16 protein-coding genes are annotated in these 16,763 nt (G+C 44.9%); 3 read left to right on the top strand and 13 right to left on the bottom strand.

Annotated features, from left to right (window positions below; translation table 11 throughout):
* Window positions 1–288: 288 nt before the first annotated feature.
* Window positions 289–1,317 (bottom strand): methionine synthase, encoded by a 1,029-nt coding sequence (locus R7E38_RS13950; protein WP_318081841.1) that lies wholly within the window; start codon window positions 1,315–1,317, stop codon window positions 289–291.
* A 30-nt stretch (window positions 1,318–1,347) separates the two neighbouring features.
* A complete protein-coding gene (locus R7E38_RS13955) occupies window positions 1,348–2,322 on the bottom strand; it encodes a DUF1852 domain-containing protein (protein WP_017636059.1) in 975 nt (324 codons plus the stop codon).
* Window positions 2,323–3,420: 1,098 nt separating this feature from the next.
* Between R7E38_RS13955 and R7E38_RS13960 the strand changes: the two genes are divergently transcribed.
* Together R7E38_RS13960 and R7E38_RS13965 are read left to right on the top strand one after the other, a co-directional pair.
* Entirely contained in the window at window positions 3,421–4,338 is a 918-nt protein-coding gene (locus R7E38_RS13960) for a leukocidin family pore-forming toxin (protein WP_005376731.1), read from the top strand.
* A gap of 75 nt (window positions 4,339–4,413) precedes the next feature.
* The gene (locus R7E38_RS13965; RefSeq protein ID WP_086046922.1) at window positions 4,414–5,097 is read left to right on the top strand and encodes a topoisomerase I; all 684 of its coding nucleotides are present in this window, start codon (window positions 4,414–4,416) and stop codon (window positions 5,095–5,097) included.
* A gap of 66 nt (window positions 5,098–5,163) precedes the next feature.
* Here R7E38_RS13965 and R7E38_RS13970 read toward each other — a convergent pair whose 3' ends face one another.
* From R7E38_RS13970 to R7E38_RS14000, 7 genes are all read right to left on the bottom strand, one after another.
* The gene (locus R7E38_RS13970; RefSeq protein WP_203345920.1) at window positions 5,164–5,868 is read right to left on the bottom strand and encodes an ABC transporter ATP-binding protein; all 705 of its coding nucleotides are present in this window, start codon (window positions 5,866–5,868) and stop codon (window positions 5,164–5,166) included.
* 22 nt (window positions 5,869–5,890) lie between these two features.
* Window positions 5,891–7,174, bottom strand: a complete 1,284-nt coding sequence (locus tag R7E38_RS13975) for an ABC transporter permease (RefSeq protein WP_065274691.1) — start codon at window positions 7,172–7,174, stop codon at window positions 5,891–5,893.
* 2 nt (window positions 7,175–7,176) lie between these two features.
* Window positions 7,177–8,391, bottom strand: a complete 1,215-nt coding sequence (locus tag R7E38_RS13980; RefSeq protein ID WP_226083584.1) for an ABC transporter permease — start codon at window positions 8,389–8,391, stop codon at window positions 7,177–7,179.
* Window positions 8,388–9,659, bottom strand: a complete 1,272-nt coding sequence (locus R7E38_RS13985; protein WP_226083585.1) for a TolC family protein — start codon at window positions 9,657–9,659, stop codon at window positions 8,388–8,390. Before R7E38_RS13985 ends, R7E38_RS13980 begins: the two co-directional genes overlap by 4 nt.
* Window positions 9,652–10,785 carry an efflux RND transporter periplasmic adaptor subunit gene (locus R7E38_RS13990; protein ID WP_005376722.1) on the bottom strand — a complete coding sequence of 378 codons (1,134 nt, stop codon included), beginning with the start codon at window positions 10,783–10,785 and terminating at the stop codon, window positions 9,652–9,654. Before R7E38_RS13990 ends, R7E38_RS13985 begins: the two co-directional genes overlap by 8 nt.
* 227 nt (window positions 10,786–11,012) lie before the next feature.
* Window positions 11,013–11,447, bottom strand: a complete 435-nt coding sequence (locus R7E38_RS13995) for a hypothetical protein (protein ID WP_017633884.1) — start codon at window positions 11,445–11,447, stop codon at window positions 11,013–11,015.
* Window positions 11,448–11,449: 2 nt separating this feature from the next.
* A complete protein-coding gene (locus R7E38_RS14000) occupies window positions 11,450–12,262 on the bottom strand; it encodes a TIGR02594 family protein (protein WP_226083586.1) in 813 nt (270 codons plus the stop codon).
* A 515-nt stretch (window positions 12,263–12,777) separates the two neighbouring features.
* On the opposite strand from R7E38_RS14000, the gene R7E38_RS14005 reads away from it, so the two are divergent.
* Window positions 12,778–12,909, top strand: coding sequence for a hypothetical protein (locus R7E38_RS14005; protein ID WP_258480658.1), 132 nt, complete (start codon window positions 12,778–12,780; stop codon window positions 12,907–12,909).
* 49 nt (window positions 12,910–12,958) lie between these two features.
* Here R7E38_RS14005 and R7E38_RS14010 read toward each other — a convergent pair whose 3' ends face one another.
* From R7E38_RS14010 to R7E38_RS14025, 4 genes are all read right to left on the bottom strand, one after another.
* The gene (locus tag R7E38_RS14010) at window positions 12,959–13,474 is read right to left on the bottom strand and encodes a protein disulfide oxidoreductase (RefSeq protein ID WP_171344323.1); all 516 of its coding nucleotides are present in this window, start codon (window positions 13,472–13,474) and stop codon (window positions 12,959–12,961) included.
* Window positions 13,471–15,582 (bottom strand): protein-disulfide reductase DsbD family protein, encoded by a 2,112-nt coding sequence (locus R7E38_RS14015; protein ID WP_171344324.1) that lies wholly within the window; start codon window positions 15,580–15,582, stop codon window positions 13,471–13,473. The genes R7E38_RS14010 and R7E38_RS14015 overlap by 4 nt, the downstream gene beginning before the upstream one ends.
* 64 nt (window positions 15,583–15,646) lie before the next feature.
* Window positions 15,647–16,045, bottom strand: coding sequence for a hypothetical protein (locus R7E38_RS14020; protein ID WP_025767242.1), 399 nt, complete (start codon window positions 16,043–16,045; stop codon window positions 15,647–15,649).
* Window positions 16,046–16,147: 102 nt separating this feature from the next.
* A complete protein-coding gene (locus R7E38_RS14025) occupies window positions 16,148–16,750 on the bottom strand; it encodes a response regulator transcription factor (protein WP_213911085.1) in 603 nt (200 codons plus the stop codon).
* Between the last annotated feature and the right edge of the window lie 13 nt (window positions 16,751–16,763).

Below are 16,763 nucleotides of genomic sequence, written 5' to 3' on the forward strand. Positions count from 1 at the left end.
CATTTCCTAGCGAGCTGTAACCCGATTCCTAGTCTCGTTTTAACTCGCCGGAAAGACCCTATCTTGAAGCTGCTCCAATACCTAGGGTTGTGGCGAGCAATATATCTTCCAACATCCGTCATCCTGAACAGCGAGGGACGAGCGTGATTCAGGAGCTCCCCACCGAGAGCTTTGAAGTGCGGAAGTTATCGCTATTTCCTAGCGAGCAGTAAACCGATTCCTAGTCTCATTTAAACTCGCTAGAATGACTCTAACTTTAGTTCATGGTGCGGAGCCTAAGTATTAATATCAACCCACCAACTCTTTACGAATGATCTCCGCACCCGCACTTAACGCATTGAGCTTAGCGGTCGATACTTCACGAGACAAAGGCGCCATACCGCAGTTGGTACATGGGTAAAGCTTGTCGGCATCAACGTACTTCAACGCCTCTCGCAGTGTGTTCGCCACTTCTTCTGGCGTTTCAATTTCGTTGGTAGCGACGTCAATCGCACCAACCATCACCTTCTTACCGCGAATCAACTCAAGTAACTCAATAGGCACTCGTGAGTTATGACACTCAAGCGAGATAATATCGATATTTGACTGCTGCAATTTAGGGAATACTTCTTCGTATTGTCGCCATTCAGTGCCTAGCGTTTGCTTCCAATCCGTGTTCGCTTTGATGCCGTAGCCATAGCAGATGTGCACTGCAGTTTCACATTTCAGCCCTTCAATCGCACGCTCTAAACACGCAATGCCCCATTCGTTCACATCATCGAAAAACACATTGAACGCAGGTTCATCGAATTGAATAATGTCGACACCCGCCGCTTCAAGCTCTTTCGCTTCTTGGTTGAGGATCTTTGCAAATTCCCAAGCCAGCTTTTCACGGCTACCGTAATGATCATCATAAAGTGTGTCGATCATCGTCATAGGGCCTGGCAGCGCCCACTTGATAGGTTGCTTAGTTTGCTGACGCAAGAACTTGGCATTTTCAACAAACACGGGCTTTGTGCGGCTTACTGGGCCAACCACCGTCGGAACACTTGCTTCATAACGGTTGCGAATGGTCACCGTTTTACGGTTTTCAAAATCTACGCCGCTTAAATGCTCAATAAAGGTCGTCACAAAATGTTGCCGAGTTTGCTCTCCATCACTGACGATATCAACGCCTGCCAATTCTTGCTCTTGCAAAGCGACGCGTAGCGCATCACGTTTGCCATCAATCAGTTCTTCACCTTGCAGTTTCCACGGTGACCAAAGTTTTTCTGGTTCGGCCAGCCAAGAAGGTTTCGGTAAACTGCCAGCCGTTGAAGTCGGTAATAGTGTTTTCATCGTCATTCCTTTCTAGATTCTCGTTGTCGATTACGCGTAGTTTGCAGACCATTGTTCAAGCACAGATTGATAAGGTTTGATGAAATGCTCCTCGGCAAATTTTCCTTGTTCAATCGCCAGTTGGCTGCGCTCTTCTCGGTCGTAAACGATTTGAGTTAGCGAGTGGTCTAGGTTTTTTAGGTTTGGCTGGTAGCAATTACCGGCAACCGCGTTGGCATTGTAAATCTCAGGTCGGTAAATCTTCTGGAATGTCTCCATCGTGCTAATCGTGCTGATAAGCTCTAGGTTTGAATAATCGTTCAACAAGTCACCGAAGAAGTAGAATGCCAACGGTGCAACGCTGTTTGGCGGCATAAAGTAGCGCACCTGTAAGCCCATCTTCTTGAAGTACTGCTCCGTCAACGAAGATTCGTTCGGCTGATATTCAAAGCCCAAAACAGGATGTTGATTTTCGGTGCGTCGGTATACCTTGTTGTCCGATACGCTCAGACAAATCACTGGCAGCTTTTTGAAATGCTGTTTATAAGACTCAGAATTAACGAAAGCTTTGAACAGTTTGCCATGCAAATCACCGAAGTTCGCTGGGATGCTGAACTGTGGCTGGTTTTTGTTGTGGTCCAACAGCAAAACGCTAAAGTCGTAATCACGAACGTATGAAGAGAAGTTATTGCCCACAATGCCTTCGATGCGCTCGTTAGTGTTGTGATCAACAATGTTAGTTTTGAGCACTTCAATCGATGGGAATGCTTCTCCACTACCTTGGATATCCATATCAACAGAGATGATTTCAAGTTCAACTGAGTAGCGGTCACCTTGCGCGTTATCCCAATATGCCAACGCATTAAAACGATTATCGATCATTCGGAGCGCATTGCGCAGATTCTCTCGGCGGTAGTTTCCGCGAGCCAGATTAGCAAAGTTGGTAGTGATTCGCGTGTTGTCTGATGGTTGGTAATTCTCATCAAAGCGAATGCTTTTGATAGCAAATGTGAAATCGTTATTCATCGTGAGTTGGTATCCTATTTCCTTAGATAAAGCAGACTTTTCCTAACTCTGTGCATGGGGACATTTTTTGTTTTTTGGTTTTCCCAATCGTTAGGTTGCACAGCACTTACGACGAACGGTTCGTACAAAAAACGACCGTCGCAGTGCCTAACACCAGAGCAGTCCTTTTTTTATACTTGCTTCACGAGTTGAGTAATATTGGTATTGTTTCACATTGAACATGAAGGAAATTCATAGTGGCAGTTCCAACCCTGAGAGAGCTATCGTAGATACTGTTTTTCATTGACACCAATACACGTAACTTGGCGAGCATATTGCCAATATGTGTAATTAAGAAACGGATAAGAGATTAGCAGTACATAAACCAGTTTAAGCCGAGAAAACGCATTGTATGAACAAGGCACCAACTGGAATATAGGACAGCGTAACTTAAATAGCACTTTTCACACTCCATCGTTTATTCAAGCATTCGTTTAATTAGAAGTACGTTACATTTTATATTCTCGAAACATGATTATTTAATAATCTTATTTATTTCTTTTTCTATCTTTACCATCTTAAACGTAAAGTTTAATTTCCTGCTGTAAAAGCACATATAACTTCATACACGAACATGGCAACTTCATTGACGGACTTTATCACCAAACTATTACATTAAGCTCTAAAAAATAATAACAAAAAACACAAACCACTGTTTTAATTTGAATTAAACCCATAAACCCGAGATAACCACATAACGATACTTTACTTAATTTGGTATAACAAAAACCCTAAAAATAACATGGCTAACATTTATAAAATTCACTTTTATCAATAGAAAATCTCAACACAACATTAGAAAATTAAAATTAAGCAATAACTTAAAAAGACAAGACTTAATAACCAAATTCTTATTTATTATAGTTGAGTGGTGAATTTAAAAACTATGAGACATTAATCCCACGAATCTATCCTTTTTCTTTTTTTAATAAAAAACAAGATGCACTATTTTACCGCTCATTTATTGAGCTTGAATTTATAACCTGTCCATAATTATAAAGTGCCCATCAAGATGGTTTAAAACAAAAGTCTTTATGGGCTGACTAATAGGAAAAAATAATGGAAAAACAGCATCTTTCCGCGAGTATTATCGCACTCGCTTTACTTGGTTCTTTAGCACCAGCACATGCTGAAGATACATTGAAATCTTACACTTCGACATTGCTTCAGCTTGATGATGGTGATGCACGCTCGAAAAAAATCCGCTTAATTTATTCTTTAGAAAATGTCTGGAACCAATCTTTGCTACCAAATGGCGCTAAAGAAGCCAAGTTGATCCTAAATGGCGGTTCTGGCTTCGACATGACTAATGTTCCAAACAAAGAACAAATCTATGGTTTTGCTACTGGGGGAGATTACCGTTACACCGTTCCAACGGCTTTTAAGCTGGCACTGAGCTATTTAAATGGCGCCCCTTTACGCCACATGAGCCATGCTCCAGAAAACACCATTGCAACGGCATCTGTCAGTGAGTCGCTAGATTTTAACCTTGGATTCAGTGCTTCTACTTCTCCAAATATTAGTGGGGGAATCTCCTGGAGCAACCGTGTAACGTACGACCAGCCAGAGTTTCAAACGGTTGCCGATTTTAACCAAGCTAACGAAAGCATTAATTGGTTAATTGAAAACAAGACTATCCGCCATAATACGCCAGCTAAAGACTGGTTATTGTATCGTTGGACCAGTTGTGACATGGGTAATTTGATTGATTACAATGAGTTACCTGTCGTTATGCGTTCAGACTTTAAACCACAAGTCGGCGTCGTATATAGAAAAAATGACATTCAAGATGGCCTAGATACATCAGAGGTCAAGCTGGTTGCTGGTTGGCGAAAAACCAATTACTACTTTGGTCGCGACTGGTGTAGCTGGTATACCACACCAGAAAATACCTGGAAGAAAAATCGTGATAGCAGTCAATGGACAGAGACTAGCCGAGCCGTAACTATCTCTTGGAATGACGATCTCTACCACTAACTTATTAGCCTGCGGCCACGGAATAAATAAGTGGCCGCCGTATTTACTAATGAAATAAACGGTAAGACATGACACATGACAAGTAACAAAAAACTCTTGACTGGATCGGCGCTAGCACTTGGTGCAGTACTCGCCATATTTCTGATTAATTCAAATAACAAGAATGCCCAGACCGAACCTGTTGCAAGCCTTGACGAGCAAATCAAGACAGAAGACGCTGCGACAATAAGTGTAACGCCTCCTGAGAGCAATGCTGCTCAAAAGGTGGTTACCACTCCAACACCACAAAGTGGCAATGATGATACTTCCGACGTCATTCCAGCTACACCTTGGATATCTGCCCCATTAAATGAACTGAGCAATGAACTGTACGATTTTATTGAAGCTGAACAGGTAAGTTACATCAGTACGACCGACTATCCATTCGACGAGCAAAAGCAAAAACAATTGCGAACATTAGCTAAGCAAGGGGTTCCTATCTTGTTTGACAATACGGAGTCATCCTATTTGGATAGCTACGGTGTCAGCGAAACCAAAGTCGTATCAGAGTATTTTGGTACGGCGTCTGAAGGTGATGTCATCATCGCTACCGGAGTACAGAATGCAGATGGCAGCATTCATTATCTAGTTTTGCCTTTGAAGAGCAACGATCTCAACGATAACAGTAAATTGATTGAGGACACTAAGCTCGCAATCACTCTACTTAAAGAAAAAAAGCATGACTTGATAAAAGAGAGACAAAACGAACATCGCCAATAAAAAGTAAAGGGAGATAGCCTCTGTATCGCTATTTCCCTTAAAACTCAGTTCTCAATTAAGAAAAGCTCATTTCTCCCTACTTACCGGCACCCTATCCGAAATTACCTTGCCGTCTTTGATGGTGATGATGCGTTTAGTGCGCTCTGCCAGAGCGTTATCGTGCGTCACGATGATTAAGGTTCTACCTTCGGCGTGGAGTTGGTTGAACAGAGCTTCGATCTCAGCACCAGATTTTGAATCGAGCGCGCCGGTTGGCTCGTCAGCTAGGATGATTTGAGGGTCGTTCACTAACGCTCTGGCGATAGCGACTCTCTGCTTTTGACCACCAGAAAGCTGGTTTGGTTTATGGTCTAAACGATCCCCTAGCCCGACTTGCTCTAGCAATTTGGCGGCGCGATGGCGACGTTCTTTGCCTTTGATGCCAGAGTAAACCAACGGCAGCGCCACGTTATCGAGCGCCGTCGCGTATTCCAATAAGTTAAAGCTTTGGAAGACAAACCCGATCTTTTGGTTACGAATGCCAGCTAGGTCATTCGCACTTAAACTTGCGACGTTTTGGCCGCCAAGTTGGTACTCGCCATCTGTGGGCTTATCTAAACAGCCGAGCATATTCATCAACGTTGATTTCCCCGAACCGGACGGGCCAAGAATCGAAAGAAACTCGCCTTGATTAATGGTTAAGTCAACGCCGTCTAACGCGCGAACTTCCGCCTCCCCACTTGAGTAGTATTTGCAGATGTTGGTCAGCTCAACAAGCGGCTTGTTCGACATGTTCTCTCCAGAGTTATTGTTGTTATTCACTTTGTAGCGCCTCCAACGGGCTGACTTTTGCGGCTCGGTTTGCAGGTAACCATGCAGATGCCACACCAATGATCACTAAGGTGAGGATGACAATCGCGACAACGACCCACGACAACTCAGGGACAGGTTTACCCAGTTGTTCATAAAAGGCATTGCCCTCTAAAGGAATGGAACTGATGGCAGACACCAGCGCGTACGTCACGGCTAACCCAAACGCCCCCCCCATCATCATTGTCAATAAAGACTGTACTAAATAGTGCATGCGAATAGCCGTTGGGGTTGCACCGACTGCCATGCGCACACCGATATCACGCGTAGATCGCTTTACGGTGGCATACATCACATTGGCGATGCCAACGCCAGCAACAGCTAACGTCACGAAGCCGATAATGCCAAGGAAACTCTGCAAACCTATCAGAAACTGCTGCATACTCTTTTGCTTAAGGAACATATCATCAACTTGGACGACCTGTTCATCACTGACACTTGCCCCGTGTTTACGGGCAATCACTTGCCTGATCGTCTTTGCTAAGGCTTCTCGGTCTACATTTGCTTGTGGCTGCACATTGATGCCACCAATTTCACCGTTGACATGAAATCGCTTCCACGTCGCTAACGGCACAAAGCTGGAATAGTTGATAAGATCCCCCAGTTCTATTTGGGCGCTGTTTTTCTCCAATACGCCCACAACAGTGAACTCCTCATTGCCGATTTTTACCTTTTTCCCCACAGGGTTGACTTGCAATGTGACTGCCGCAAACCAACTAAAGTCCTCATTCGGGTTGAATAAGTCGGCTGCCAGTTCATAACCCAGTACAACGACTTTGCGCGTCTCTTTTTGATCGAGTGGGTTTAACCATCGCCCCCCCGCCATCGGCACCAAATTGGTCATGGATTGAAACTCGCTCGTGACCGCTAACGGCTCTTGCCACGAGCTTCTGTCACCAACGGTGATACGCTCTTTCCACTTCGCCGTTGGCGCAACGCTTTTTACATCGGGTAACGCTCGAACGACCTCTGAATCGTCCATTTTTAGTGTCAGAAACTTACCTTGGTGAAAAGCACCGTGGTCGACGGTGGCCATCCCTCCGGTCAAATAAATCAAGTTGCCGTTACCATTTTGTGCGGTTTTCAATACGCCCTGACGAATACCCTCACCTACCGCCAACATAGCAGCGATACAAAGGGTCGCCCACGCTACAGCCAGAATGGTCAAACCCAGTCTCAGCTTTTCTGCGGCCATTTCTTGGAAAATTTGTCTCATCGGTAACAACATGACTAGGCCCTCGCACTCAAAGCAATGACTGGCGTGAGACGCGATGCTCGCCTTGCTGGGAAATACGATGCCATCAATGCCAAGATAAGCGTCACAAGTAAAGACCAAGCAATGGAATCTGGCGTGATCACAGGCAAACCAATCCATTCCGGTAATGCCATGCTGCTCAGGACAGATACCACGGCATACGAAAACATCAGACCTAATGCCGTGCCCACAGCTACCAAAATAAGCCCCTCAAGAATAAACTGACTGAGTATGGATTTTTGAGTCGCCCCGATCGCCAAACGCACACCGATTTCACGCGTGCGCTCCGTGACAGATAAAAACATGATGTTGGCAACGCCAAGCGCACCGACCGCCATGGTCATCGCGCCGCTCGCTCCAAGAAAAATCTGAATGCCACGTAAAATTCCACTGATGACCGCCGCACCTTCACTAAAATCGGGTAATTCGACCGCATCTTTATCACTTGGGTCAAAATGAAGCTGCTTGGCGAAAAAGTTCACGATATTTTGTCGAAACGACGATGCATCCATCCCTTCTCTCGGCTTAATCAATACCATCCAAGGTTTCGCATCCCACAAATCGCGGTACGTTGTTTGAGGAATGAAAACCGTGCGGCTATCGCCGAATGAAATGCCAGTGTCCTCACCAACGGTTATCCCAATCACCAAAAACGGAATGCCGTTGACTTTGAGCCTATCCCCGATTTGGATTCCGCCCATTTGCGCAATTTGATCGCCTAACACCGCCACGCGAGTGTGGTTGTCCATATCACTGGGTGACAGGTTTCTCGAACCGGATTGCAGCTTGCGTTGCATTAAAGGAAAGTAAGACGTATCAATACCGCTGACCGTACTCGATAAATTCTGTCCTTTGAGATTGGTGATATTCGCATCCCATTTGGCGTAAACGCTCGACGCCTGTTGCACGAAGCCCGACTGTTTGATCATGTCGACTTTTTCTTGTGGAATATCAATTTGTCGCCTTGAAGGTAACCCTTGCCACGGTTTACTGGTGCTCGATGGAAACACCACTTGCACATTGTTGATCATAAACGAAAACGACTGGGTCTGATGGCGATAAAAGCCTTCGCCAAGTGCGATTAACACCACCACAGAGATCACGCCCCAAGCAATCGCGATAATGGCTAGCACGCTCTTCATGCGGTGCGCCATCAACGTTTGCCAAGTTTGTTGCAATAGGCTGCTCATGAATGAAAAGCCCGAGAGAGCAACGCCATGGTATCGTCATCGAGTTTCCCTGCGGTTTGCAGTAAGCCGATTCTCTTACGCCAGTAGCTGTACAAGTTGGTTTGCAGACTGTTTTTCGCCTCAAACAAGCTGTTGTGTGCGCTGATAACTTCCGACACTTCAAGCAGACCAGCGTCGTAAAGTTTCTCTTTGCTTTGCAACACTCTGGCGCGCGACTCAACCAGCTCGTTCGCTATCAAAACTTGATTCCAGTTGATATCGACCTGCGTAAACTGCTGAATAACTCGTTTCTGAATATCAATTTCCACTCTACGCATATCTTGCTTGGCGCTTAAAATGTTCAACGATGCTTCGTCCACTTTCGCTCGCACTGCACCATTGAGGTCAATCGGCAAACTCAAACTAATCCCAGCGTTAAACTCGCCGTTTGAACGATTGTCACCATCGCTGTAGCCCACACTGCCTTTGACGGTCGGGTAGTATCCACCTTTAGCTGAATCTTTCGCGAACTCGCTCGCTTTCACCATCTGCGCCGCCACCAACAGCTCTGGACTGCTGTCTGTCGCTAGCTTTAGCCATTGCTCCTGAGAGTTCACCAGCATCGGTGGCTGAATCAAAGAATCCGTTCGAATTTGGTCGACACTCTCGGGCATTTGATTGATTAACGCCGCAAGATCTGCTTTTTTCACTTCGAGATCGGCTTTTGCATTGAGGATACTTGCTTGCTCAGAGACTTGATTCGCTCGCATCTCTTCAACATCAACCGACTTCACTTTGCCTGCTCGATAGCGTTTCTCGATGATGTTGAGAAGTTCTTTCCCCTCCTCCAGCTTGGACTGCGCCAATTTGAGGTCGCCCTGTGCGCTTGCCACATCTAGGTAAGCAGTGAGAAACTTCTGCGCAAGCTCGTTATGCGATTGAGATAGCTCTAACTGTGCTTTGAGATAATTGGCATTCGCTTGATCCAGTTCCGACCACAAGCTGCTATCCCAAATAGTTTGAGATAAGGTAGCGCCGTAACTGTTCGAATGGCTTGAGGACTCATTCCAATCCGCTGACGCACTGGCACTTAAACCCGGCAATAACGCACTGCGGCTACTCTGTACGCCAACCTCGCCAAGCTGGACGCCGATTTTCGCTTTGTCGTAATTTGGATCGTTCTGCTTTGCTTGTTGCCAAGCTTGTTCAATAGAAATTGCGTAGGTCGGCAAACTGAGCGTGGCAGCCAACAATGCAAAGGCGATTGTTGATCGTTGCAGCTTAACCATGCGCCGCTCCCATCATACTGTTGTCGATAACCTCTTCATCAAGCTCCACGCCGTCAAGCACTTCGACATTGATGCCATCTGACAGACCGAGTTTCACAGGTTGTTTATGAAACCCTTGTTCTGAGCTATCGGGGATCAGAACATTCGGTGCGTCACCATCAAATTGCAGAGCGCGCTCCGGTAGCGTGAGTACGTTTTCAGACTTCTTAAGAATGATTTGAGCCGTCGACGAAAACCCAGAACGAAGCAACACATCTTGTGGGATCTTGAGTTCTCCCACTTCAACCTCAAAACCGTTATCAAAACTTTTTGCCGAAGCGTTGCCTTCTGGTGAGTTAAGGTTCTCAGATTGAATCGCCACTTTGGTTAGCACACCAGAAATCGCCACATCAGGATAAGGCGCAACCGTCAACATAACGGGCATTCCCGGAGACAACTGCGCAGCATCATGCTCACTGACGCTGCCTTTAAAAATCAGGCTGTTCATGTCGGCCAATGACATCATTTCAGTCGCGGCTTGGCTTGATTGAGTCGAGATGATCGGCTCTCCGACCTCAACTTTCTGGTTGAGTACCGTGCCATCAATTGGCGCGTAGATCGTCGACGTTAAACGCGCATCACCGATAGACGCCTCACCACTGCGGATGAGTTCGAGATTCTGGCGCTTTTGCAATACGTCCGCTTGCGCAGATTTGACTGCCGAGCGCGCACTTACGTATTCGTCGTAGTTACTTGGAATAATGTCCTGCTTGACCAAGCTTTCTAAGTTGGACAGTTTTTGTTTGGCGGATTCCAGATCGGCTTCACTACGCATGAGTTCTGCCGATGCATCCGTTAATGCTTGGGGAGTTGGGTTTGGACGCACTTTGATCAGCGGTTGGCCTTGCTTCACCTTTTCACCAACTTTCGCGTAAATTTCACCGACGATACCGTCGATTTGTGACTTGATAGACACAGAGTGTGCAGGGACAATTTTACCAACAGCCACCGCTTGTTTTTCAATCGTGCCTTTTTCCACAATCAATGTAGGCAGCAATTCTGGTTGAGCAGCAGATTGGAGATAGAAATACGTACCACCGCCGAGCAGCGCAATGCTCACAGCGGAGACAAGCCAACGTTTCGTCATTATTTATTCCAACAATTATTGGGTAGTCTAATGACTACTCCTAAAACACAAAGTTGAAGGAATAATATCCTGCTTTAATAGCGGTATGGTTGTCACAGTTGGTATGGTTTTGTCAGTCGCCTCTGACAATCAAAGACTAAAAAATCTCGACAAATCATTCAGCAAAGACGCTGTCTACGATGGCGACTAACATGCTCTGTAACCGCTCGTTTCAACCGCCACCCTTTTCATTCTGAACAATGTGCAAAATGGCGCTGTTCTGTATCCAAGTGAGCAGCTGTTTCTTGAGCGTTTAATATGTTCTCTTGATTAGCCCCAAACTCAGCCCCCGTTCCAGGCCAATAATATGTATCTTTATCACGACATAGTGTGAGAATGACAGGATCATTGTGTATATTGGGCTCATCTCCTAGCTCGCCATACATACTGAAAGTAATCTCAGACCCAACGTCTCCACGAAGTTTCTGAATCACTTCTGCTTGAACTTTAAAGAGAACATCTTCCTCGTGTTCAGCAAACTTTTCAAAACCTGTAATTTTCACCACTGCAGAATAGGGCGTTTGAAATATCGCATCTTTGAGTACCTCATTCTGAGAGTACACTCCCTGTGAAGCACAAGCTGATAAGCTCACACAGCCTAGCAAACTTATAAATTTCTTCATGTTTAACTTTCCGTTCCTGCTAAGGCAGAGCCTTTTGTATATACAGGTAAAGTACCTTTTGTTTCATCGTAGTTACTCGGTACTACGAACTTGTCCCAGACATCAATAGAGTACTTTGCTATATTGACTTGGTTGCTTTGGTTTCCTCCTAACATGTACAAATGCCTACCATCAGGGCTCTTTCCCACGACAAAAGCAACATGCCCACCACCTTTTCTCGATTTAATCCCTAGAGCTCCATGTATAGGTTCTGAGATGTTTTTACCAAAACCCTTCCACTCCTTTGCTCGATAAGCTTCTTTTACTGGAGTGATTCCGTGTTGTTTAAAAACCCAAGCGGCAAACGAACCACACCAAGCATTTTGACCTCCAGAGTCATCAGTGCCCCAGAACTTAGATGCTGTAAAATACTCTAAAATCCTTGGATTGGCCTTAGTGCCTGAAACTTCTTTTTGTCCAATTTCTCCCAACGCTGTTTTCATCCAAGGCACTTTGGTTACTAGTTTTTGAGCATCATGAGGATCATTTTTCACTGAACTATAGGATGGTAATCCATTGAGCTTACGATGAGTTCTACTATTTACATCGATCCGACCATCTGGCTTTACCATATAAAGTAGCTTACGCTGACACACTTTTATTGCCTCTACTGTTTTCGACAAATGAGGACTCCGCCCTAACGAGCCATCAACAACCAACAGTCGGGTAAAACCTATTCTCTTTTGGTTATCATTTAAAAATTGTTGAACTGCTTTAACATCATTTTTCGAATTAGTGCCATTTATACCAACAGAGCCACGGATTTTTAATCCCATTCTCGTTACCTTTATAACTAATCATATAATTAAGAAAGTACGCTTTAGCGTGACAACAATAAAGATAAAATGTTGTTTTATACGATTAGCCATACGAGGGGAATTAGGTGTTGAAAATATAGATTACAAATAAACTCAGCTCATATCACTAAAAACACCTATTTATCACCTTTTGGTCACACTTCAAAGCAGGACAGCCAAGATGTTTTAAACCATGCGTATTAATAGACGAAAAAATGTTTATAAATTAACACTTAAATTAACATAGTAAAACTATCAATTACTATTTTAAATTTAAATAACACTTCCTTTTTAAAGGCACTCTATAATTAAATTTATCAAACTTTAATTTTTATTAAATTGAGCTTTAATTTATTAATCTGACTATTTAACTAATTTCATTTCAGTTAATTGTACTTTTTGGCATGTTAGCGGGTGATGGCGGCGCCAATAACACCGACCCATTTTCAGAAGGAATAACGGACGATAACCAATGGATTGTGGAAGGACCACACATGATGATTATTACCCTAGACCAAGTGTTGCTCGACTATCTACCCATCGGTTCAAGTTATGATGGCCCATACGTGATGTGGAATGGTATGCCATACGCACACATTATTATTCCCGTTAGAGCAAGAAAATAAAAAGAAAAAATCCGATACTCAATATTTTGAATATCGGATTTTTATTACGTTATCGAGCTAACCAAATTCTCGCTAATATTCCTATCGGAGTAGTAACGCCAGTTGTGACGGAGGAAATTTCACCATTTCTTAAAACATAAATGGTTGGGGTCACGCTAATTTTCCATTCGCGCATAATATCGCTTGAAGGATCGTTTATGTTTTCGAAATGATATTCTTTTGCCCTCATAAACTGCGCCACACGCTCATTCGGTCCCGACGAGCCAGAAACGCCAACTACGGTGTAGTCATCACTCAGCCAGCTCACGCTTGGGCTTACAAATTTACAAGCGGGACACCAAGTCGCCCAAAAATAAACAACGACAGGTTGTTCATAACTTTGCGCGATTGCATCGAAGTGTTCACCATCGCTCAATACTGAGCTCAATGGTGGTGCCTCCTGTTTAGGAATATCTTTAGTGCGATACCAATCCATCGCGATGGAAATGACGGTGACAATGAGCACCATCTGTACGATTTGAACGAGCCAATATCGGAATGTTCTACGCCGCTTTGTCGAACTCATTGAATAGCTCCCCCACTCGCTTGCTTCACCGCACTTAAAACAACATCATCAGTCAGGATCACAGGTAACGGGATACCTTGTGGCGCTGCCGGGCCATAGACGATGTTAAACGGCACACCGTAACGCCCATGAGCTCGTAAAAAGTCCGTTACCGAGCCGTCCGGATGTGTCCAATCCCCTTTTAACGTCGCTACATTAGGGCTTTGCAGCAATGAGTAGACAGGATCTTGCCAGATCACACCGATCTTGTTCGCTTTACACGTGACACACCAATCCGCAGTGACATCCACAAACACCACTCGCCCATTATTGACGTGATCTTCAATCGCCGAGTTAGAAAGCTTCTGCCACGCTAAGTCCTCAGGAAGCGGTGTCGCCCATTGGTCGGCAGTGACACTACCAAGTAACAGGCCACCAGCTATCAACACTAATGACGCAGTTCCGGATACAGCAAGCGCTTTCTCACCATACACTTTCTTAACTCTTGCCATCATTACAACAAAAGCAACCACAGCGATAAGTGCAATCCATAACATCGGTACATGATTTGCCATTAATGAAAGTAGCCAAATGCTAGTCGCCAGCATCATTATGCCAAACACGATTTTAACGACATTCATCCACGAGCCAGGCTTTGGTAGTTTCAGCGCGATATTTGGAAACACAGCGACTAAGAGCCAAGGCAGTGCCATACCCAATGCTAATGCTGTAAAGGTTGCAAATAACGTTAATACGTCGGCACCCAAGGCAAACGCCACGGCCGTTCCTAGAAAAGGCGCGGAGCAAGGCGTCGCAAGCAATGTAGCAAACATACCTTGAACATAGTGACCAACTAGGGAGTTATCACCTTTCGAGGCCAGCCATGTATTGGTACCCGATGATAGACGGACTTCAAACAGCCCCAGCATATTGGCCCCAAACAAAGTGGTGACCAACACCATCAAACCTAAGAACCAAGGGCTTTGAAATTGCACGCCCCAGCCAATGGCATTACCTGTTAGCTTAAGCACCAAAATAAAACCAGCGAGAATCCAGAACGACGTTAATATACCAAGTGACGAGGCAACAAACTGAGCGCGAATTTGACGACGCTCGATACCTTGAGCGGCAACAATACTACTTAGCTTCATCCCCAAAACCGGAAGAACGCAAGGCATAATGTTAAGAATTAAACCGCCGAGCAACGCGAATAGAAAAACACTCGTTAGAGACGTGCTCGGCAACGGTTCAACTATTGCCTCAGCAGTTGCTTGAGTGGTTTCTTCTGCTAGTAAATTGGTGTCTTTGATGGTCACAAACAGCGACTGACCATCTAACTCCACATCGCCCAGCCAAGTATCAACGATATAGCTCGCGGTGACGATGTTTCCTTCTTGATACATTCCTTCAAGCTTGAAGCTATAGTCTCGCGTTGCTTCATCGACACCATCCACCAGCACTTGTGGTTGTTGCCAACCCTGACTGTTCTGTAGCTTGATTTGTAGTTTCGATTGGTTCGCATCCCAACTCGCCTGAGTAACATCAATAAACGGCGATGGCTGCGGCACGTTACTCACTGCTTGAGCGTAACTGAACATCACGCCTTCATCGACTGTTAGATCAGAAGGCAAGAACGTCAATTGAATTTGATAGTCGGTCAGCACACAAATCGTCGTACAAGAAGAAAGTGTCAGTACCGCATCAATCGTGACAGGTCTGGACATGTCTTCGACGTGCAGCGTCATGGGGAACAAAGTATCGCCTTTATACCCAAGAGTCTCGATACCTAACAGTTCGAATTTTTGTGGGTGCGGCCATTGCCAATCCACTTTGGATAAATTTTGTGAATTTTGCCAATCAATAGATGGTGCTACGCCGCCCTCACCAGGTGAACGCCAGTAAGTTTTCCAGTCTCCGGTTAACTTGACATCCAAATAACCTGTAAGTGTTTTGGCTTGCGGATCTTGTTGACCAGTGAGCACAAAGCGCGTTTGCACTGGAGGATGTTGTGGGTTGGTTAGCCAACCTGTATCAGTAGTTTGAGCTGAAATACTCAGAGAGAGCAAACTCAAAGCAAGCGTCATAAAAAACATGAACGCAAACTGAGTCAGTTTAGTAATTTGATTCATAGTGATTCCTAGTTAAAAGACAAAGGTGCTAAATAACTGACGCTAGTGGTCAGAAAGCACGCTTTTATTCTCGGAACACACAGAAAGTCAGATGGACTCGATACTTACGGCCTATCGGTTCCGTCCAATGTTGCGCACCAATATAGGCACTGCACAACCAAATTGCCGAAGCAAAAAGACCGACAAACAGAACAACAATAAATACATCGAGTTGATGTTGAGAAAACTGAATTAACTTTTCAGACAATTCGCACTTGCTGGTTTCTTTAGTATCAATCGACTTGACGCTCGAACGCTCATCAGCAAGTGAAACCGCGGGCGATTCCGCCTCATATTTCATAGAGCATGACGATGCAAAGCCTGAATTTTGCATCAGACACACAACGACCACCCAGCCAATAATCGCCAGTAGCCATTTTGCCCGCTTATGTGGCGTGTGATGTCGTTTAGTCAACAAACTCATAAGAATTCAGATAAAGTAAGAACGAAGAAGATAATACGCGAGTCGTCATAAAGCTCAAGTTGTATCCTCTAAATAGCCTTAAGAGGCTTCACTCGGTAAGCTTTAATCTAGCTTGCCATAAATATATGCCAACTCTGCGACGGTTTTTGCCGAGAACTTCTTCAATAGATTAGCTCGGTGTACTTCAACCGTTCGCATTGCTATGCAAAGTTCGTCAGCAATACGAATGTTGCGCTTTCCTTCAATAATCAAACGTAAAATGTCTTTTTCTCTAGGTGTGAGCGATTCATAAGCCGATTTAGCTGCTGCCATATCGAGGTTTGTGGCAGACTGCGCCTGTCCCTGCAAAATGGCTCGTGCCAGTTCATCGCCTTTGACTGGTTTTTGGAAGAAATTGACCGCCCCAGCTTGCAATGCATCGACCGCCATCGGAACATCACCATGCCCTGTCAGATAAATAACGGCTAGCGGGCTGTTGGCTTGATTTAAAATTTGGTGCACTTGCTGGCCACGAAGGTTGGGCATTCGGCTATCAAGGATCACGCATCCGGCCTGATGAATGTTCACTTTATCGAGAAAAGATTGCCCATCAGCAAAAGTCGTCACGTTGAAGTCATGCTCTTCCAACATAAAAGCGAGCGAGTCACGCACCGATTCATCATCATCGACTATAAAAACAGGTAGCTGCTTTTCACCGCTGCTCATTGAGTGCTCCTAT

The organism is Vibrio sp. Vb2131 (assembly GCF_033338535.1).
Classification (GTDB): Bacteria; Pseudomonadota; Gammaproteobacteria; order Enterobacterales; family Vibrionaceae; genus Vibrio; species Vibrio alginolyticus.